The following is an 18543-nucleotide window of genomic DNA, read 5'->3' on the forward strand; positions in this document are numbered from 1 at the left end:
GCCCGGTTCCTGTTGATACGGCTGCTATGAACCTTAAACAGCATTACGGGTTTGTATCGGAAATCTATCTCTCTGCGCACGTAACAGCTGTCAGGGTAATGCAGGCTGGTCAGCATCGGCGATCGCTGAAGGCACCAGTTGGCAGGCACAGCCGGGTATGGCCATAGGCTGCTGGCCATGCTCATCAAAGCCTGAAACAAGCCCGTTACGGTTAAGGTAGATGCCGGACATGGCTAGGCTCAGGCGTAGCTGCCTGCGGTCGCTCCACCCGCTCTCTGCCAACATCTGATATATCCAGCAGGTAAGCTTGACCACGTGCAGCGCGTGCTGCCGCCGGAACAGGTCGTTCTGAGCCTTCAGGTTGCCGTTACCGGCCCGCCAGGGGTAGTCCGGCTGGCCGGGAAGGTCGGCGTGCAGCCCTTTCTCACGGCCCTCCCGCAGCAGCCTGTTGATATCGCTGGCCAGCTCCTTCGGAAATTGCCGCTACTTATCAACCATCGCCAGCTAAACGGCCGAGAGAGAGCCGCACTATGAGAACGGCGCCAGAAGGAGATTACTTTACGTACTGCCAGATGTGCCTGGGTACCCGGTCAAACAGCTTGCCAGCGGCAAGCTCGGCCTTTCGATGGTCATAAGCCGACGTCATCGCAAATTCTTCATCAGGGTCGCCGGTATAGCTCAGGTGCTCATAAACCCTCTCCAGCGTTTCCAGATTCTGGTATCGCCGGAACTTTAGCAGCCATTCGGTACGGTTCATCCATATTCCACATGTTAATTAAGAGTCAGCGAAGGAGCCGGATAATGAGACTATCCGGCAAAAATAAAAACTGGCAATAAGCTGATTTACCTTACTTTTTCGATAAACAGCATCGGTACTCGGCGGTAAATAACTCAACGGCCGCAGCGGAAAACATCAGCTGGCTGCCGTAAGATTTGATAGCCACGGGCAGGGCAATGCCCCGGAGCGGTTTTCCGGCACTGGCAGCCTGCCAGAGTGCCAGCGGCGCGATACCGGCCTGGCGAGCGAATGCGTCCAGTGATACCAGCGGCTCATCGGCATCCGGAGCAGAGGGTACAGATGAACGCGTCTGCCACTGCTTTAAGAAGGCTACAGCCTCCTCCTGCAGGAACATCACGGCAGCGCCGCGCACCTGACGACGTCGGGGGAGAGTAAAGCCTGCCAGCACCCCGTCCGTGCGCGTCGCCTGTAGCAGGTCGCCCGGCCGGATGCCGAGCATCTCGGCAAAGAGATCCAGTCGAATATACATGTCTTACCTCTTTCTGGTGTGTGAAAGGCAGTCCATCGCGGGTCCCGGGCATAAATGCTACGGTGACTGAGATTAATCCTGGGTGGAAAAGTATAGATGCCACAGGAGAGACCGCCAGACCAGTACGTGGATGTCACACAACGTAACAACAATTTCAGTTATTCAGCAGGTGCCATGGACCCGCTATGACGCCTGCTGAACATGAGAATAAACAGTATCTTCAGGCGCCTGCCAGCGGCTCCGCAATTAACATCGCGGACAGGCTCTGCTCATGCGTCATATCATCGGGCAGGAGCAACTCTATGCCGAGGCAAGGGGGGCTAGCGTTTACGCCGCAGTGCCGGAAGCCCGCAGGCGACCGCTTAACGCAATCATCGACCGGAGCACGTCCGGTAGGCTGACTGATCTCCTTTGAAGCCATCAGCTACGTCAACCAGAGCATGTTCGGGCAGGGGGCGGTTGCCGCCAACGCCCTGCTGCGCATGATCAGCGTATGGTTTGCTCTCTCCGGGGGCAGCTGTGGTGCCGCTCGCATAACGACGGGCACTCCGGCCTGAAGGTTACGCAAGCGAACCAGCAGAAATGATAGAGCCGGCCGGGTATTACATTACATCAGGAAAAAAAACCGCCGGCGGCGGGAAAATTCGTTACGGGAAACATCTCATATAATTCTGACATCTGAAAAAAATCAATTTCATCATAAGGTTAGTATTATATACTGACAGTTCAGGGAGGCAACCAGCGGAACGGTTGCGCATGCGGAGGGATGATACGCCCTGCCGGACGGTGCATTAATTTCAGGTTGAACATACCGTGGCAGAGGCTACCATTGGTGGCAGAGTTCTCCGGCAGATACCGGCAAGGCCGGCATCTGCCCTGACTGAAACCAGGAATGTGGTGCAACGTAATGTACAGAACAGAAGATGAAAAACGGGCCGACACGAAGCTCGGTGAGGCGGTGCTTTTTTTACTCAGAGAGAAAGAACCGGTTAATGAGATAACGCTGCTCCTCCGGCTGCAGCAGATGCTGATGACGGAAAAGGATGCCGGCTGCAGAAAGGCAACCTTTTCCGCCATCCGCGAAGCCGAAGGGGCATTACGCAGGCAGCATCAGGACGGTGCCGCCGGCCGCGTCCTGAACCGGACAGATGACCCGGAACGGGCTGACGTAACCGTCCCGGGTGCAGCGTTCAGGCACTGATTCACCGGCCATCCGGCTGTGTGTCAGCCGGTGGCCTGCTGAGTCCGCATCATCCATCCGTGTCTCCGGCGACGACGCGGATCGCTCGATCGTAAAGCTTTTTACGCCCGTCCACCGACCGCGCGGCCTCCTGCTCCAGGACGGTCAGGATCTGCTGCATGCCCACCTCTTTTCCTGACTTCAGCAGGGCCGAGACGGCCTGACCTATTACTGACGCAATGCTTTCCGTATTATCCGGACTGTCGCTACCCAATTCATACTCCTGACGCACAACTGGTGTCGTGCTTATATCGCCGGGAACGACGTCATTCGGGTCACCCGGCGGGGTTATGATGTTTCCCGCACCCGGCGAGAAGCGGTATCATGTGCGGGCACGCGCCAGCTTTTCCCGCAGCGCGGCGACCCGGCTGGTCAGCTCACCCAGCTCATCACAGGCCGTATCCATCACCGACACCATATCCGCGGGCACGCCGGCGGCCGTTATCTTCAGCCGGCGGCCCTGCTCCGTCAGGAAAACCAGCACGCGCCGCTCATCATGCTGCATGTCGCGCTGCCGGCAGATAACGCCGATCTTCTCCAGACGCTTCAGGAGCTGGCTGAGCGTGCCGGAGTCCAGCCGTACGCGCGCGCCGACCTCGGAGACCGTCAGGCCATCCTTTTCCCACAGCACCAGCAGCACCAGGTACTGCGGATAGGTCAGGCCCAGCGGCTTCAGCCGGGGCTGATAGAGTTTCGTCATGGCAAGGGATGCCGAGTAAAGCGCAAAGCACAGAAACTGGTCAATGGTTTCAGGTGCCGCTGCGGCAGGAACCGCATCGCAGTTTGCTGGAATGTCATCTTTCATATCATCACGTTTTCCGGATGGGGCCGGGTGCGGCGTGACAGCATGCACCGGCCAGCGGTTCAGGGCGCCGGACACGCTTCTGTCAGTCAGTCTGCCTCACCGGCCGGACAGCAGCGATTCTGCGCCCCATCAGGGCGCGCACAGTATTGGGTCAGATTAAATTGATGTCAACGTGAAGCGGCTGGCCGGTTCAGCGCGTGGCGGCCGCACAGCGCATAAAGTTGTTTATCACCATAATCATCCGGCCTACTGCTATCAGGTCTGCGGTCAGCAGCAGATCCGTGCGGACCATCCGGTCCATCAGGACCCGGTCGTTCATCTGTGCCTGGATTCTGGCATAGAGGGCTGTCAGGTGCACCCAGTTGTTGGCAAACGTGTCTATGCTAAGGTATTCCCCCTCGCTGAGCTGCCGTAACAGCGCGTCCACGTCGGCCTTAAGAGAGGTGATCCGGTCCGGGCCGGCGAATACAGTATCGCTATCGTACGTCATACGCGGAAGGTCTCCACCATGCCGAGCAGGGCACGGGCCTGCTCTGACAGCGACTGCGATGCCGAAGAGGACTCTTCCACCAGGGCGGCGTTATTCTGCGTCACTCCGTCCATCTGACTGACGGCGATGCTGACCTGAGAGATACCCTGCATCTGCTCGCCGGAGGAGAGGGAAAGGCTGTCCATGGCGTCTGCCAGCTCGCCCACCATGCTGACAACCCTCAGGATACTCTCTCCCGTGCCGGCGGCCGCGGCCACGCCGCCTTCGACCTGGGAAACGGCCTGTTCAATCAGCAGCTTGATGTCCCGCGCCGCGCTGGCGCTGCGCTGGGCAAGTGACCTGACCTCCCCCGCCACTACGGCAAACCCCCGGCCCTCCTCGCCGGCGCGTGCGGCCTCTACGGCCGCATTGAGCGCCAGAATGTTGGTCTGGAAAGCAATGCCCTCAATGACCGAGGTGATGTCCCGGACCCTGACCGCGCTCAGCGAGATCTCGTTCATGGTCTCCGACATGCGCTGCACGTCAGCCTCACCCGCGCGGGCCAGCGAGGCGGTTTCGCGCGCCGTGCCCGCAGTCTGGTGCGCACCGGCCGCGTTGCTTTTCACCGTGGCGGTCAGCTGCTCCATGCTGGCTGCCGTCTCCTGCAGGGCGGCAGCCTGCTGCTCAGTGCGCGAGGAAAGCTCGGTATTTCCCTGCGAAATTTCGTCTGCGGCGAGCGCCACCGAGGCGGACGCATCCTTAATCTGCGACACCAGTCCGCGCAGGTTAGCCTGCATGCCTTCCAGCGAGGCAAGCAGGCTGGAAGTATCGCCGCGGCGCAGCGTGACCGGAGAGGTCAGGTCACCGGCGGCGATGGCGGCGGCCAGCGCGCGGGCCTGAGCAGGTTCACCGCCCAGCTGGCGCATCAGCATGCGGACGAGCAGATAACAGGTTGCCACCGACAGCAGAACGGACAGCAGGGCCAGGCCCGACAGGATAGCGGCCGTCCGGGCGGTGCGGGCACTATTTTCAGATACCGTATCCCGGCTCAGCTGCATCTCAATGTCCGTCAGGTCATCAAGGGGTGTCAGTAAAGCCTTCTGCGCCGGCCGGGCGGTGGCCATCAGAAACGCGGTAGCCTCCTGCTGGCGGTTATCCAGCCCCAGCTTTCCGGCCGTCATCAGGGTGGAAAGTGCGGCTCCCTCCGCTGAAAGCACTTTCTCCAGGGCAGCCTTCCCCTGAGCGGTAACGTTGCCGGACATGCTTCTTTGCAGTTGCTCACGATTACGGATATACGCATCACGCTGAGCAGTCAGGCGCTGCCACTCGGGCTGCATCTGTGCCGGGTCAGACAGCAGGGCCAGGTTGCGCGCGGCAATCGCCATGTCGCGCACGCCGTTCCGTATGTCCACGACCAGTGCAAAGCGCTTCATCTTCACGTCGACGGTGTCGTTCATCCCCTCCCTGGCCTGCCACAGTGCGTGAACGGCGATAGCTGTGCACAGGATAAAAAGCAGGATAAGCAAACCAAATCCTGCGCTGAGGCGTGTTGAAATTTTCATCAGTTCTCCGGGAAACATTTGTTTGGTGAAGGGGGTATCGGCAGAAAGCGTTGATTCAGTAGGATTGAGCGCAACAAAATTGCACGCAATATAGTTTTTCACTGTCGTGGCAGGCAACCACATCACCTGAATATCCTGCTGCGCACGGTAATAACACCCGTCAGCGGATGGTCCCGGCATGCCTGAGCCGGTCAGGCCGACACCGGGTAAATGTTCCATAGACCCTGCTTAGCCGGGCGTGCCGTGACGCACCGGCAGGGCTCGTTCAGCCCGCCCGGCTAAAGGCTATGCAGCCTTTCTTGCCGGTAAAGTGCTGCTGGCACCGAAAACCGTAACCGGACCGGATGCAGTCAGATCGGTTGCACGCTCTGCGGAAACCGGCTGGCTGAAGAGGTAACCATGACCTGTCTGCCGGCAACACATCGCCTGAGCCCCGCCCCGTTCGTAGTAGGACTTACCTCACTGCATCTGCAAAAGCAGCCTCTCGGGTCATTAATGGGATCCCGCACCTACTAACAGGGCAGAGCAGGCGGCTGGCTGATATGAACACACATAATGCCGGACGATCAGCGTATGTCTGATTTGTCAGTGTCCGCAGCAAAACTTTTTATGCGCATCTGCAGGCGGGAAATCTGCCCGGTGATGTCAGCTGTTCTTTCGGCCAGCCCCCTGATAGCGCTGGCGATAACAGAAAATCCCCTGCCGTGTATTCCGGCCCTTGCGGCTTCAATACTTGCGTTGAGCGAAATGAGTTTAATTTGCGCTGCAATGCTTCCGTTTTCAGATACCAGTTCCGCAATTTCTTTAGCGGTTTCAGCTGTCTGGATATTCCGCCTGATTTCACTTTCTTCGTGCTGCAGCCGGTCTTTACGCCCCTGAATGTCAATAAGCGCACCGACAGCACGCAGTGGCGTCCCGTCTGCCGCGCGCTTTGTCTGGCCCCGGGCCTGAAACCACCGGTATTCCCCGCTGCGCAGTTTAAGGCGATACTCGATATCAAAACCGGTTTTACCGCTGAAGTCCATGAGATGGCTGACAAACGCGTCAAGCGCAGCCTGTTTATCTTCCGGATGAAGGCGTGATGCCCAGCTTTCCATTACGTCCGGAAACTCTTCAGTCGTTTCAAAGCCAAGCAGCTTTCTGAATTGCGGTGACCACCAGAATACGTTGTCCGGGTTGAGCGGATTTCCACCGATAATATCGAGGTCCCAGAGTCCGTCGTTAAGCATTTCCCGGGACAGGTCAAAGCGTGTGGATACGATATCGAAAAGGCGGGCCTGCTCGATTTCTTCCCCGATATTTTCAATAGTGCCAACCAGCCGGGGCGGCGTAAAGTCTGCGCTGTACTGAGCCCGGAGAAGGAACCATTGAGAATTATTTGCATCTGTTTTAATACGGCATCGTAGGGGATTACCGACGACACTGTGGCTGACAGCATAATGAATGAAACTTCTGAAAGCGTCTCTGTGATCCGGATGAACCCTCTGCACCAGCGAGGCGAGTCCAAATTCCTTCTGAGAAGACAATCCTAAAAGACGACGGGCCGAAGGTGAGAAGAAAGCGGGCGAATCAGTCCGCAGGTCAGGTGCCTCAGTGTACCACACGCACGTCTGATTGATATTCATCAGACATTTCAGCAGCAGAGTGTCGCTGTTATCTGCGCAAACCGTTTCAACAGCCGGTATTGCAGATGTGATTGTATCAGCCCTTTTTACGGCAGGCGCTTTTTTTAATAATTTCCGGAACATCATTTCTCCTGGTCAGCGTAATGAGGCACAAAATATGCTTCAGGCGCTATATCGGCGTGTGATGACGAAAATTCAGTCAACCGACGAAATGTTTCTGGACGTGCGACGTAAAAAGTCGCTTCAGTAATTGTTCCGCTGAGAAATCAGAGAGGAACCTGATGTTCCGTCATCAGTAGCCTACTGGCACATGCAGGATCGGCAACGGGCCTGTGTGAAGCTGCCAGAACAAGGTAGTCCGGACTTAGGCCGCGCGGATACCGTGAGGTGAAGCGTTACCTGTGAGCATCAATACGGGTGGGACGCCAGGTTGGGCGTCATTCCCGGCAAGACGATCACCGAGCGGCAGGCGGCGGGCAACTTCACCACCAACGTGTTACGCGTCGAGGCGGCACTGGCGCGCTGCGTGGCGCGCAGCAGGTTTACGACGCGCTGGTGTCGCTGGCGTTCAACGTCGGCACCGGCAACGCCTGCGGCTCAACCATGGTGACCTTTGCACCATTGATGATAAGCGGCAGTATCGCATAACCCGGCCATGCCATTACGCCGGTCGCAACCCCCGCTTTTGCGATATCGTCCAAACCGAGGTTTAGGCGAATCAATGGCCTGGCCCGTGATGGCCTGGACTGGCACACTCACGCCCATTTGCGGAGATTGCAGCGTGCTGATTGGCTACATCAGGGTATCAACAAATGACCAGAACACGGATTTACAGCGGATTGCGCTTCAGAGCGCAGATTGTGAGCTGATTTTCGAGGACAGGATCAGCGGAAAAACCCGTGTTCGCCCCGGACTGAAAAAGGCGCTGCGTTGCCTGCAGGCCGGGGACACGCTGGTTGTTTGGAAGCTGGACAGGCTCGGGCGCAGCATGCGTCATCTGGTCATGCTGACGGAAGAACTGCGTGAACGCGGCGTTAATTTCCGCAGCCTGACCGACAGCATTGATACCAGCACGCCGATGGGGCGCTTTTTCTTTCACTTGATGGGGGCGCTTGCGGAAATGGAACGCGAGCTGATCGTAGAGCGAACCCGCGCTGGGCTGGCAGCTGCGCGGGAAAAAGGGCGCGTTGGGGGCCGCCGGCGGGTGATGAAAGCGGACGTGACAGCCAGGGCTGAGCGGATGCTGGTTCAGGGGGCAACAATGCTGCAGGTTTCACTGATGCTGGAAGTGTCAGTCAAAACACTATACCGCTATATTCCGGCGGCAAGACTAAGAGAGCTTAAGGACGAAAGCATTACAGATAAAAAAACGCCGCAACCTGACCAGGTATGTCGGGCGGAAAAATAAAGAAGTGAAATTCGCGACAGGATAAATCGCTGTGAGAGAATACCATTACTGCACAAATGGATAATGATTTGTTTGAATCGCGAAGATAAAGAACTTAACTGTCAGTAATGTGATTATTTCAGGGGCAAAAAAAACCGCGCTGGAGGGCGCGGCAGCAAACTAAAATGAAAACACAATTTCTTATTCAGGTAGGTAAATATAACCGGTTTAACGGCATCGTCAAGGTGATGCAATGTTTTGAGAGGGTACACTACGCAGGATATCGGGTTACGGCAGGTGAGATGTCTCGCTGACAAATACCCCATTGCATGATTTGCGGGCGAGTTGATATGACAAGACTAAACACTGTCGAACTGATTTACTGGGCAAAAAAAACCGCGCCAGCGCGCGGATAATATGGGGTAACGAAAACGTCGATTTTATTAGAATGCCTACCAAGGCTAGTCTGTAGACTGGAAGCGTCAAGGGAAGCGGTTGCTGTCCTTTCGCGGCCTTCCAGGACGAAATGGCCGTGACTCACCGGCGGCACGCTGCTTTTCCTGCTCAATCTCTTTATCGTGTTTCTCAAGTAATTCCCGGCCCTGCTTCGTCAGCCTGTAGCGTTCCTTTTCCCTGAGCCACTCCTCACAGTGAAAATATTCAGCGAGGCCCATTGCCACCAGTTCTTCCCTTATAACAGGCCTGATACGCGCGGGAACCGAGCCTCTTTCCTGCAGTAGGGACAACAGGCGGTAATGTTTCGGGGCCAGTTTCATCGTTATTCTCCCGTTTAACATTTCCCTCATAGTTAAAGTATTGAAGAGGGTTATCAATCGGATTCAGGGGGAATAATCCCTGATTCGGTCCATTCTTAATTTGTACCAGCGGGTACGGCAGTTACTCCGGAGTCGCGGATAATTGTGTGAGCCCTCACACAACACTACTCAGATGCGCCATCTGCAATGAGGCACGACCATAGCGGAACCCCTTAACAGGAGAACCGCCAAACGGCACAGGATTATCATCACGGCGTGCGCGTTGAGGAAATCAACGAGGGCACCCGAACCATTACCACCGTCAGTACAGCGATCGTCGGGCTGGTCTGCACCGGCGACGACGCCGACCCGGCAACGTTCCCGCTTAACCGACCGGTGCTGCTGACCGGCGTACTCACCGCCAGCGGCAAGGCGGGCGAATCCGGCACGCTGGCCCGATCGCTGGACGCTATCGCCGACCAGTCCAAACCCGTCACCGTCGTGGTGCGCGTGCCGCAGGGCGAGACTGAGGCGGAAACCTCCGCGAACATCATCGGCGGCGTCACCGACGGCCAGCGCACCGGTATGAAAGCGTTGCTGGCCGCGCAGTCGGTGTGCGACGTAAAGCCGCGCATCCTCGGCGCGCCTGGGCACGATACGCAGGCCGTTGCAACCGAGTTGCTGAGTGTGGCGCAGAGCCTGCGCGGGTTTGCGTACCTGTCCGCCTACGGCTGCAAAAGCGTGGAGGAGGCGATCGCTTACCGCGCCAACTTCAGCCAGCGCGAAGGGATGCTGATCTGGTCGGACTTCATCAGCTTTGACACCGTACTGAAGCAGGACGCCACGGCCTACGCCACCGCCCGCGCGCTGGGCCTGCGCGCCAAAATCGACGAACAAACCGGCTGGCATAAGTCGCTCTCTAACGTCGGCGTGAACGGCGTGACCGGTATTTCAAAGGACGTATTCTGGGATTTACAGGATCCGGCTACCGACGCGGGCCTGCTTAACCAGAACGACGTCACCACGCTTATCCGCAAAGACGGCTACCGCTTCTGGGGTTCCCGCTGCCTGAGCGACGATCCGCTGTTTGCGTTTGAATGCTACACCCGCACCGCGCAGGTGCTGATGGACACCATGGCCGAGGCGCAGATGTGGTCCGTTGACGGCCCGCTGAACCCGTCGCTGGCCCGCGACATTATCGAGGGTGAATGGCATGACCAACATAAGTGAACTACTGTGAATCGCCGTTAACATTGACAAGCCAAAGATGCTGACAGGCTTGAACCAAAAGGTACGCAATCGGCTGCTCTTTTGTCGAGTGAGAGCACACGGACATCACGATTGCCGATGAAGAGGCAGGGTCTGACCCATTCTGTTACTGAAGTGAAACACGGTAAGCCCGTACTTCTGCCCACGCTGGCAAGCCGACCGCAAGGGAGGCTGATGGAGGTGCGGGTACAGGAAGGTGGAGAAAGCGAATGCTGCCCTGTAACCGGGCAGAAAGGGGTTGAGCTTCCGGGCGACATTACCCCACGCGAAAGCGGGCGGACTTCCACTGGGTCTTTCTTTACGGGACAGCATTCCGGCTTCTGTTCATGGCATCTGGATGAAACTTATATCAAAGTGAATGGCCGGTGGGCTTATCCGTACCGGGCCGTTGACAGCAGGGGCCGCACTGTCGATTTTTACTTTTCGCCGCATCGCAATACGAATGCCGCTTACCGGTTTCTGGGTAAGATTTTAAACAACGTAAAACAGTGGAAGATCCCGCGCATCATCAGTACAGACAAAGCACCGACTCCCCCGGGCACTGGCGTTACTGAAACGTCAAGGGAAATGCCCGCCGGAGGTGGAGCACCGGCAGATCAAATACCGGAACAACGTTATCGAATGCGGTCATGGCAAGCTGAAACGGATAATCAGCGCCACGCTGGGGTTTAAATCGATTAAGACAGCTCACGCCACGATAAAAGGGATTGAAGTGATGCGCGCGCTGTGCAAAGGCCAGGCTGAGTCATTCTACTTCGGCCATCCTCTGGGTGAAATGCACTTAGTAGCCAGAGTGTTTGAAATGTGGGCCTTTATCATCGGCCAGAAGGCATATCAACTTTAATATTTGCAACAGTGCCATTTAATCCCCATTACACGATCAGATGCACTCATGGGAAGGCACCAAATACCAGTGGGGTCGAACGCAATTAACGGGGGTGATTGCTCGGGATTCGTCTGGCGCACGTTAAAAGATCGTTTTAATATTCCGATGGATCGTGTCACCACCAAAGAATTAATCGCCATGGGTCAGCCGGTTGATCAGTCACACCTGCAACCCGCTGATTTAGTGTTCTTTAGTATCAAACATGAGTTATACGTCGGCTTTTATGACACCGATCATCAATTCCTTCACGCTTCGGTTAGCCGGGGCGTGATGCGCTCATCCCTGAATAATCCGTACTGGAAATCGGTTTATTTAGAAGCGTGGCGTTCACCGCGTGAGCAGAATTCGCAGATCAGTTTTAATTATAAAAACAAGGTCTGATGTCAAAAATCCCCGGCTTAGCACCGGGGATTTTTCAATCAAAACTGATAAGAGACACTCACCGAGAAGTTACGCGGTTCACCGTAAACATAGTTGTTCATATAGGTGTAGTACTCGCGGTCAAATAAATTATCGACGTTGGCCTGCACCGCAACTTGTTTGGTGACCTGATAACGCGCAAACAGGTTGGCCAGCGGATAGCTGCCCTGATACACACGCTGCGTACTGCCTTCTGGTGCGCTGACATCTTCAAAGGTACGGTTCTGCCAGTTGATGCCGCCGCCAATGGTCAGGTCTGGCAACCTCGGTACCTGGTAGCGCGTAAACAGTTTGAAGTCGGTTTGCGGCTGATCCGGGTTATATCGCCCATCACTGTCGCGTGCCATGTAACGTGTGGCACCGAAGGTCAGTTGCAGGTTATCGGTCAAGGCCCCGTTTAGCTCAAACTCTGCCCCCTTACTGCGCGCGCCCTTAGTGGCGTAGTACGCTTGCTCGCTACTGTTATTAACATAAACGCCGTCAATAGCCGTACCGACATTCTCTTGCTGGATGCGGAATACCGCGACGGTAGCCGTCAGGCGACCATCAAACCACGCTGATTTCAGGCCCGTTTCGTAACTTTTCCCGGTAACTGGCGACAGGTAATGACCTGAGGCGTCGCGGTAAGTCTGGGGCTGGAAGATCGAGGTGTAGCTGGCATAGGCTGACCAGGTATCGTTGATGTCATACACCAAACCGGCATACGGCGTCGTATTGCTCTTGGTCATATTGCCACTGCTGCCGTTGGTACTCCACTCGGTGTAGCGCGCCCCAATAATCAGTGACAGTGGATCAGCCAGCGAGAAGCGCGCGGCGGTGTAGGCGGATTTCTGACGGATCACGTCATTGGCGTTGAGATACCAGCCTTGCCACTGCGGTTCAGCGATATTGCCGGTCCAGTTGTTATTAAAAGCCCCCATGTCGGCTGACGTAATGTCGTATTCATCCAGATCGGTGACGCCATCCTGACTGTAGGTTTGGTTATGCTGACGGCTGTAGCTTACACCCGCCATGAGCTGATGTTGACGTCCAAACAACTCAAACGGACCGCTGGCATAGCCATCAACGGAAGTTTGTTCACGTTTACCGCGATCGAGGCTGCCGTAACCGGTCACCCCTTCACCCGTGGTTTCATCCGGGAAGGCGCTGTAGATATTGAGCAGTTTATCGCTAAAGGTATTTTTCGCATGCGTGCCGTTAACATGAATGCTCCAGCCATTGTTGAAGTTATGCACCAGGTCGGCATACAACTTCTGCACTTCAGTGTGGTAATAAGTCCAGTCGGCGGCGGAGTTGAGACTGCGGTTGTAATGCGTCAGTGATCCATTGCTGTAGAACACTGGTAAGCCGCCCCAGGTAGGATCACGCGTGTCGGCTTTCTCATAGTCATAACCCAGTGAAAGCGTGGTGTGTTCGGTAAGGTCGGCATCAACGACGCCATACAGGAACTTCTTGTTTTTATGGTAACGGTCTAACCAGCTGTCCTGGTCCTGATAACCCGTTACAACACGTCCGCGCAACGAGCCGTTACTGTTCAGCGGGCCCGCAATGTCAGCCACATAGCGCTGCTTATTCCAACTGCCGTAACTGGCACTGACGCTACCGGTGAATTCTTTGCTGTCGGCGTGCTTACGCACCATATTCACCGACGCTGATGGGCTGCCCGCACCAGTCATCAGTCCGGTCGCACCACGTACCACTTCGATACGATCATAAATCGCGGTATCAGAGGCGGCATCACCGTAGTTCCAGCTGTCACCCACCGACGTGGGGATGCCGTCAAAGGTGAAGTTGGTGATTTTAAAACCGCGTGAATAATATTCTGAACGTTCTGAGTCGACCAGGTTACTGGTGATGCCGGTGGTGTTATTCAAAACATCGGTGACGGTTTGTAATTGCTGGTCCTGCATACGCTGCTGAGTCACCACACTGACCGATTGCGGCACATCGCGCGGCGTCAGTAACAACTTGGTGCCAGCACGCGTGGTTTTCACCGCATAATCCTGCTTCTCATTATCTCCGCTGTTGTCGCTGGTGATGGCATTAACCACCAAATCCTGCTGCGTGTTATCTGCCGCCTGTACTATGCCTGGATTGAGAAGGGTATGTACTGCCATCGCCAAAAGCGACACGCTATACGTTTTTCGGATGCCTGAATCCCTGCCTTTCGAAGACATAATTATTTCCGTGGTCAATGATTGTTATGTAAAGCCATCAGGCTTCAGTTGTTATGTTTGCGCCTGAATTTACCCCCCATAGAAAAGGGGCAGGTGCGGCGTATTCCTGTTTACGAACGCCAATGATAATCATTTGCTTTATAGAATCTCGCAATGATTCAACCTGAAGTGTAATAATGTGTAAATAACAACGAAATCAGTGTGATGGATGCGTTCATAACCCGTTAGTTGCTGGCGTTTTCATTTTTGTTACGGGAATAAACAGGAACTTTGCGGTAAATGGTGCGGCAGATGCAGTGAACATTTTTTCTGTTTGAAAGCGGGAGAGCAGAGAAATCCACGTGAATATTTGCCTCCTTCATCTTAATGCGTATGATTCTCATTCTTCTTATATTTTCCGCTCGTTAGATACGGTCGGAGCCGTTCATCCATTGATGGAGTACTGCATGAAATCGTTGTTTAGTCCGCGCAAAGCCGCTGTTGCCATGGCGGTTGCTGCTGCATTTAGTCTGACTGCTTGTCAGGCGCCTGCTAAAAAAGCCGAAGCCCCTGTTGCTGAAACCGCTAAACCGGTTGATACCGCCGTGACACAGCGTGTCCTGGGTGATGGCCTGTATGAGATGGTTTACTCACAGGACTCAAAAGGGCTGTTTGTCGCCAGCGCGCAGAGCTTTAAGGATGTGAATGGCGGTGTTATCTATCGTCTGGACCCAGCAACCCTGGCGACTGAAGGCGAGACTCACACCGATCTGAAAAACTTTGGTGCGGCAATCGATGAACAAGGCAGTGTGTTCTACACCACTAACTCATTGGATGGCGCAATCTCTAAGGTTGATGCCCAGAGTGGCAAAGTGCTGGCACGTCTGGTGTTCCCAGGCAAAATCAGTAAAGAAGGTTATCCGGCGGGCGCCCGTGAAGTGCTGTGGCACGGCAACGAATTGTACGTGGGCCGCGTTGCCGATCCAGGTTACATCTCGGTGGTTGATACGAAAACCTTCAAGCTAAAAACCGAGATCAAAAATGCCGGTAAATGGGTAACGGGCCTGATCTATTCCCCGGTCACTGAGCGCATTTATGCCGCCAATGGTTCTGGCGAAATTTTGGTGATTAACCCGCGCACCCACAAAATCGAGAAGCGTTGGACGGCGGGTGACGGTAAAGAGTATCTGTTCCTGAACATGGCAGAAGATCCTGCCACTGGCCGTCTGTTCATCACTGACGATTCCAAAGGAAAAGCGACACTGGTACTCGACGAGCACACCGGCAAAGTGGTCAAACGTATTGAAGGTGACTCGCTGGGCATCAAATTCAACGCGAAGCGCAACGAAATCTACATCAGCCAGCGTGAATCGAAGAAAGTGCTGCAGCTGGATGCCACCACTTACGCGGTGAAAAACAGCTGGTCGTTTGATCAGAATCCTAACAGTCTGCTGATTGGCCCAGACGACAACACCCTGTATGTGACCCTGAAAGCGGAATTTAATAAAGACTCTTCTACAAAAGGCGCTGACGGCATCGCGCGTATTGCGTTGAAGTAACAGTTATGAAAAGGGCGGCGAAAGCTGCCCTGATGCTTGCTGTTAAGCGCTTTTTGGTCACAACACTACGAAGATCGTGCGAAGTTTTCGTAAGGTGCGCATTTAGGCACTGTTGCAAATATTAAAGTTGATATGCCTTCTGGCCGATGATAAAGGCCCGCATTTCAAACACTCTGGCTACCAGGCGCATTTCACCCAGAAGATGATGTCGCGCTGAAAATGCCCGCCTTTAAATACATTCATGGGGTGCGTCACTGGTGAAAATGGGAAGAAAGTTTATCAGCGCCGCTGATCTTTGCAACAGAGCCGAAAATACAGTGCGACACCTTTAATCATTTTTGCAGCGTTCAGAACGCTGGAAATCAGGTTACCTAATCCATCCACCGGCAGTAATTCTGGCCAGAAAAAGTATGGTTGTCTGTGGAAGAGTGGCACAGGGCAGATTAACCGTATTCATAAAGAGTCCGGGAAGTGCCAGGGGAATAATTCAACGATTTTCCTTAACTGAGTCTGGATCTAATCCAGCCGGCGCTTTCATCATGGCACCGGGTAAACAGTTGTCAGACCGGCCTCTGCAGCCTCGCGGCTGAAAGGCGGGACAGAGGTATGCGCCATACACTGCGATGAGGAAGATGTTTCATTATGTTAATTTCTTGACGCCAGACACATTAATAACCCACGCTTTAAAAGCATACCCAGCATGATGACTGGGTTAATTTATCATTTACCAGACGTTATTAAGGATTAATTATGGTTGATAAAGCAGAAGTTCTGGACCATGCTCAGGTAGTGGACGTTAACGGCGAGCACGTGGGTGTTGTTGACCACTTCGAGGGTGATGACAAAATTAAGCTGGCGAAAAGCGACCCGGAAGCCGGCGGTCAGCATCACATCATCCCCTTCAGCTGGGTTAATGAAGTGGACGACAATAAAGTCATTCTTTCCAAATCTAAAGATGAAGTTGAAAGTGAGTGGCAGGCTGTGTAACGAAACGCCGCGGCTGTTATGCCGCGGCTAATTTTTAAAGCGTTATTGTATTGACCGCATATTCCCCTGGTACTGAACACATCAGTTTTTCTCACGCATTTATATTCTGTTCTACACCCGGCGACTCCGCCACACAAAACCAATACTTTATTTCTTATCCATATGACAGATTTTTCTTCTGGGGAAGGCGCCTTCTCCGTCTACATTCAGTCCTGAGGTTGTTATTTTCCCGAGAAGGAGGATTTGCTGTGTTCTATCACGACGATGAGAAAGGCCATCTCATTATCGGAGAGGCAGCGGTCAGCCTGGCGAGCGCCGGCCAGGACAGTACGGTAGGGTCCCTGAGAAAGGAGCTCGCCGTGATGGCCGAAGCTGACGTCAGCGACGAGAAGCTTGCGGAAATCTTTGATGCCAGACGCTGGCTGCAGGGTTTCCGTCAGTACGGCAGTCGCGAGCAGGCTGAGCTGCACTGGATGACGATGACGGGTCAGGAAAACGACGGTTAGAACGACCTGGAACGCAGAACGGCTCTGGCCGGGACACGACGATGAAAAGCCAGCCTCGCATCGGGCGCGCTGTGCGCGTGCCGGCCGGAGAAACTGTCAGGGATGCCCCCCCTCCGCCCTTCGTAAGATAAGTTATTTATCCTCATGATTTATAATGATTAGCATTTTTTGCTAAAAAATTCATTTCACCGTCAAAAATATTTCTGTACAGGTTTTTATTTTTTGTATAACTTTCCGCGCATCATCACCCGATGACATTTTAACCATTATCTCGAGAGAAATGACTATGCGCCAGAACAGCATGCAACCTGATAATGCGGGAGACATTGCCCGTTATTTCACTGACGCCCAACTCCCTTCGCAGCAGGCCATGCTGGGGCAGATCGTGGTGGAAATCCTGCGCAGCGGCGCCGCCCTCAACCGGCCGGCCATCTGCGCAAAGCTCGTACGTCGCCTGGAGCTCGCGGGCAGCGCAGAAGAGGAGCAGCTCTGCCGCACGCTGATTGGCCTGCTGTTTGGCCGGGAAGAGCCTCTCTGAATCAGGTATCTGCCCACAGCAGTGCCTTCTCCGGCGTGGATATCACATCCGGTCATGCATGCGGATGTAACGTCAGCCAGCCGCGTCAGCGGCGGCAGGTACAGGAAAGCGTCCCTTTACTGACACCCGGGAAGTGGTATGTACAGAAACAAAACTGAAATGCTTATGGACCACGTTATCGGTGAGGCCGTCCTCGGTCTGCTCAGCGAGAATGCACCGGTATCGGGTGCAACGGTTGCCGTCAGGCTGATCGAAATGGCCGCGCGTGAAACGCATCCCGACAGGGCTGAGGCCCTGAAACTGGCGCTTGATGAGGTCAGTGCGGCGCTTCCTGGCGCCCGGCTCGTACAGAGTCCGGAGTCGCTGTTTATGACAGAGGATACGCCTCCGCCAGGCACGCGCCGGCACTGACCGGTAACGTATCTCCGCCACGGGCGGAGGCAGAACGGAGTCTGAAGACAGCCCGGGCGCCGGCGGCGCCCTTCTCTTTATCTGTCCCGGATGATGGGTTATGCAGCAGAACAAAACCGAAGAAGAAATTCTCAGTGTAATTAATCAGCGCGGCGATCAGCTGGCCGCTGAATCAGAAATCATCAGCGCGGTATTTGCACGCCTGAAGGCTCAGGGCGGACGCGTGCTGCGAAAGGACGTGATACTCAGCCTGATAGCAGAGCTGGAGAGCACCTCTGACGTCGTCAGGCTCGATGTACTGCGCGGCGCGCTGGAGATGGTTGTGGGGTATTCGCGAGAGGAAGAGGACGCTTAGTCCGGTTCGGCAATGAAGCCACAACACTGATTGTATGAGGCCTGCTTCGCAGGCCTTATCTGCTTAAGCGGACGGGTTAATGAGCACCTGTATCTCAGGAAGAGCCAACGACCCGCTGGTTTATTCCTGAACATTACGATTCTGAGTCAGTGAAGGCGCTCTGCCAGCAGGCCGATAGCGGCCAGACAGGCTTTTTTCTTTCAGAGCTCGGGGGCGCTGATGCTCATCCGCCACAGTGCTGCTGAGAGATGCTGTATGGATATCCTCATCGAACAGGATCAGGCAATGGGATTGCCACAAACAGAATTTATTTCGCCGGGTGCGCCTTTCCTGAAATAACGTTTC

At 54.9% G+C, this 18543-nt stretch carries 18 protein-coding genes and 4 pseudogenes; 12 read left to right on the plus strand and 10 right to left on the minus strand.

The window, feature by feature from the left end; genetic code table 11:
* Positions 1-553: 553 nt before the first annotated feature.
* Positions 554-757, minus strand: coding sequence for an Hha/YmoA family nucleoid-associated regulatory protein (locus AC6I79_RS17380; RefSeq protein ID WP_059009433.1), 204 nt, complete (start codon positions 755-757; stop codon positions 554-556).
* A gap of 91 nt (positions 758-848) precedes the next feature.
* Positions 849-1268 (minus strand): hypothetical protein, encoded by a 420-nt coding sequence (locus AC6I79_RS17385; RefSeq protein ID WP_059009436.1) that lies wholly within the window; start codon positions 1266-1268, stop codon positions 849-851.
* A 907-nt stretch (positions 1269-2175) separates the two neighbouring features.
* Here AC6I79_RS17385 and AC6I79_RS17390 point away from each other — a divergent pair.
* The gene (locus AC6I79_RS17390; RefSeq protein WP_059009438.1) at positions 2176-2469 is read left to right on the plus strand and encodes a hypothetical protein; all 294 of its coding nucleotides are present in this window, start codon (positions 2176-2178) and stop codon (positions 2467-2469) included.
* A 49-nt stretch (positions 2470-2518) separates the two neighbouring features.
* Here AC6I79_RS17390 and AC6I79_RS17395 read toward each other — a convergent pair whose 3' ends face one another.
* From AC6I79_RS17395 to AC6I79_RS17415, 5 genes are all read right to left on the minus strand, one after another.
* Positions 2519-2722: a hypothetical protein gene (locus AC6I79_RS17395; RefSeq protein ID WP_254919464.1), complete on the minus strand. Its 204-nt coding sequence runs from the start codon at positions 2720-2722 to the stop codon at positions 2519-2521.
* A gap of 108 nt (positions 2723-2830) precedes the next feature.
* The gene (locus AC6I79_RS17400; RefSeq protein WP_498012775.1) at positions 2831-3313 is read right to left on the minus strand and encodes a MarR family winged helix-turn-helix transcriptional regulator; all 483 of its coding nucleotides are present in this window, start codon (positions 3311-3313) and stop codon (positions 2831-2833) included.
* 190 nt (positions 3314-3503) lie between these two features.
* Positions 3504-3803: a hypothetical protein gene (locus tag AC6I79_RS17405; protein ID WP_088515988.1), complete on the minus strand. Its 300-nt coding sequence runs from the start codon at positions 3801-3803 to the stop codon at positions 3504-3506.
* Positions 3800-5344 (minus strand): methyl-accepting chemotaxis protein, encoded by a 1545-nt coding sequence (locus AC6I79_RS17410; RefSeq protein WP_498027747.1) that lies wholly within the window; start codon positions 5342-5344, stop codon positions 3800-3802. Before AC6I79_RS17410 ends, AC6I79_RS17405 begins: the two co-directional genes overlap by 4 nt.
* A 566-nt stretch (positions 5345-5910) precedes the next feature.
* Positions 5911-7095 carry a methyl-accepting chemotaxis protein gene (locus tag AC6I79_RS17415; RefSeq protein ID WP_498027439.1) on the minus strand — a complete coding sequence of 395 codons (1185 nt, stop codon included), beginning with the start codon at positions 7093-7095 and terminating at the stop codon, positions 5911-5913.
* 307 nt (positions 7096-7402) lie between these two features.
* On the opposite strand from AC6I79_RS17415, the pseudogene AC6I79_RS17420 reads away from it, so the two are divergent.
* Positions 7403-7584: pseudogene (locus tag AC6I79_RS17420) on the plus strand (glycoside hydrolase family protein); the annotation flags it as partial.
* Here AC6I79_RS17420 and AC6I79_RS17425 read toward each other — a convergent pair.
* Positions 7512-7670 (minus strand): hypothetical protein, encoded by a 159-nt coding sequence (locus AC6I79_RS17425; protein ID WP_222986723.1) that lies wholly within the window; start codon positions 7668-7670, stop codon positions 7512-7514. The pseudogene AC6I79_RS17420 and the gene AC6I79_RS17425 overlap by 73 nt on opposite strands.
* An 80-nt stretch (positions 7671-7750) precedes the next feature.
* Here AC6I79_RS17425 and AC6I79_RS17430 point away from each other — a divergent pair, with 80 nt between their 5' ends.
* A complete protein-coding gene (locus AC6I79_RS17430; protein WP_498027438.1) occupies positions 7751-8377 on the plus strand; it encodes a recombinase family protein in 627 nt (208 codons plus the stop codon).
* A 461-nt stretch (positions 8378-8838) separates the two neighbouring features.
* Here AC6I79_RS17430 and AC6I79_RS17435 read toward each other — a convergent pair whose 3' ends face one another.
* Positions 8839-9132: a hypothetical protein gene (locus AC6I79_RS17435; RefSeq protein WP_153010132.1), complete on the minus strand. Its 294-nt coding sequence runs from the start codon at positions 9130-9132 to the stop codon at positions 8839-8841.
* Positions 9133-9387: 255 nt separating this feature from the next.
* Between AC6I79_RS17435 and AC6I79_RS17440 the strand changes: the two are divergent.
* From AC6I79_RS17440 to AC6I79_RS17450, 3 pseudogenes are all read left to right on the plus strand, one after another.
* A pseudogene (locus AC6I79_RS17440) lies at positions 9388-10317 on the plus strand (phage tail sheath protein); the annotation flags it as partial.
* A 375-nt stretch (positions 10318-10692) separates the two neighbouring features.
* A pseudogene (locus AC6I79_RS17445) lies at positions 10693-11224 on the plus strand (IS6 family transposase); the annotation flags it as partial.
* 28 nt (positions 11225-11252) lie between these two features.
* A pseudogene (locus AC6I79_RS17450) lies at positions 11253-11647 on the plus strand (C40 family peptidase); the annotation flags it as partial.
* Positions 11648-11685: 38 nt separating this feature from the next.
* Here AC6I79_RS17450 and fhuE read toward each other — a convergent pair.
* A complete protein-coding gene (fhuE, locus tag AC6I79_RS17455) occupies positions 11686-13863 on the minus strand; it encodes a ferric-rhodotorulic acid/ferric-coprogen receptor FhuE (protein ID WP_498027437.1) in 2178 nt (725 codons plus the stop codon).
* A 446-nt stretch (positions 13864-14309) separates the two neighbouring features.
* Here fhuE and AC6I79_RS17460 point away from each other — a divergent pair, with 446 nt between their 5' ends.
* The 6 genes from AC6I79_RS17460 to AC6I79_RS17485 all read left to right on the plus strand — a co-directional run bounded on the left by AC6I79_RS17460 (position 14310) and on the right by AC6I79_RS17485 (position 18198).
* A complete protein-coding gene (locus AC6I79_RS17460) occupies positions 14310-15401 on the plus strand; it encodes a YncE family protein (protein WP_059009451.1) in 1092 nt (363 codons plus the stop codon).
* A gap of 750 nt (positions 15402-16151) precedes the next feature.
* A complete protein-coding gene (locus tag AC6I79_RS17465; protein ID WP_059009452.1) occupies positions 16152-16388 on the plus strand; it encodes a DUF2171 domain-containing protein in 237 nt (78 codons plus the stop codon).
* 248 nt (positions 16389-16636) lie between these two features.
* Positions 16637-16894, plus strand: a complete 258-nt coding sequence (locus tag AC6I79_RS17470) for a hypothetical protein (RefSeq protein ID WP_059009454.1) — start codon at positions 16637-16639, stop codon at positions 16892-16894.
* A 286-nt stretch (positions 16895-17180) separates the two neighbouring features.
* Positions 17181-17432: a regulatory protein YcgZ gene (ycgZ, locus tag AC6I79_RS17475; protein WP_059009457.1), complete on the plus strand. Its 252-nt coding sequence runs from the start codon at positions 17181-17183 to the stop codon at positions 17430-17432.
* 165 nt (positions 17433-17597) lie between these two features.
* Complete coding sequence (locus tag AC6I79_RS17480; RefSeq protein WP_498027436.1) at positions 17598-17843, plus strand: hypothetical protein; 246 nt, start codon at positions 17598-17600, stop codon at positions 17841-17843.
* Positions 17844-17943: 100 nt separating this feature from the next.
* Positions 17944-18198, plus strand: a complete 255-nt coding sequence (locus AC6I79_RS17485; RefSeq protein ID WP_222985823.1) for a biofilm development regulator YmgB/AriR family protein — start codon at positions 17944-17946, stop codon at positions 18196-18198.
* Positions 18199-18543 lie beyond the last annotated feature (345 nt).

This window comes from gamma proteobacterium symbiont of Scutellera amethystina (genome assembly GCF_059730845.1).

Excerpts from the sequence above, each read along its gene's own strand:
- AC6I79_RS17380 (WP_059009433.1), bottom strand. The coding sequence starts at position 757 with ATGAACCGTACCGAATGGCTGCTAAAGTTCCGGCGATACCAGAATCTG.
- AC6I79_RS17385 (WP_059009436.1), bottom strand. The coding sequence starts at position 1,268 with ATGTATATTCGACTGGATCTCTTTGCCGAGATGCTCGGCATCCGGCCG.
- AC6I79_RS17390 (WP_059009438.1), top strand. The coding sequence starts at position 2,176 with ATGTACAGAACAGAAGATGAAAAACGGGCCGACACGAAGCTCGGTGAG.
- AC6I79_RS17400 (WP_498012775.1), bottom strand. The coding sequence starts at position 3,313 with ATGAAAGATGACATTCCAGCAAACTGCGATGCGGTTCCTGCCGCAGCG.
- AC6I79_RS17405 (WP_088515988.1), bottom strand. The coding sequence starts at position 3,803 with ATGACGTACGATAGCGATACTGTATTCGCCGGCCCGGACCGGATCACC.
- AC6I79_RS17410 (WP_498027747.1), bottom strand. The coding sequence starts at position 5,344 with ATGAAAATTTCAACACGCCTCAGCGCAGGATTTGGTTTGCTTATCCTG.
- AC6I79_RS17415 (WP_498027439.1), bottom strand. The coding sequence starts at position 7,095 with ATGATGTTCCGGAAATTATTAAAAAAAGCGCCTGCCGTAAAAAGGGCT.
- AC6I79_RS17435 (WP_153010132.1), bottom strand. The coding sequence starts at position 9,132 with ATGAAACTGGCCCCGAAACATTACCGCCTGTTGTCCCTACTGCAGGAA.
- fhuE (WP_498027437.1), bottom strand. The coding sequence starts at position 13,863 with ATGTCTTCGAAAGGCAGGGATTCAGGCATCCGAAAAACGTATAGCGTG.
- AC6I79_RS17460 (WP_059009451.1), top strand. The coding sequence starts at position 14,310 with ATGAAATCGTTGTTTAGTCCGCGCAAAGCCGCTGTTGCCATGGCGGTT.
- AC6I79_RS17465 (WP_059009452.1), top strand. The coding sequence starts at position 16,152 with ATGGTTGATAAAGCAGAAGTTCTGGACCATGCTCAGGTAGTGGACGTT.
- ycgZ (WP_059009457.1), top strand. The coding sequence starts at position 17,181 with ATGCGCCAGAACAGCATGCAACCTGATAATGCGGGAGACATTGCCCGT.
- AC6I79_RS17480 (WP_498027436.1), top strand. The coding sequence starts at position 17,598 with ATGGACCACGTTATCGGTGAGGCCGTCCTCGGTCTGCTCAGCGAGAAT.
- AC6I79_RS17485 (WP_222985823.1), top strand. The coding sequence starts at position 17,944 with ATGCAGCAGAACAAAACCGAAGAAGAAATTCTCAGTGTAATTAATCAG.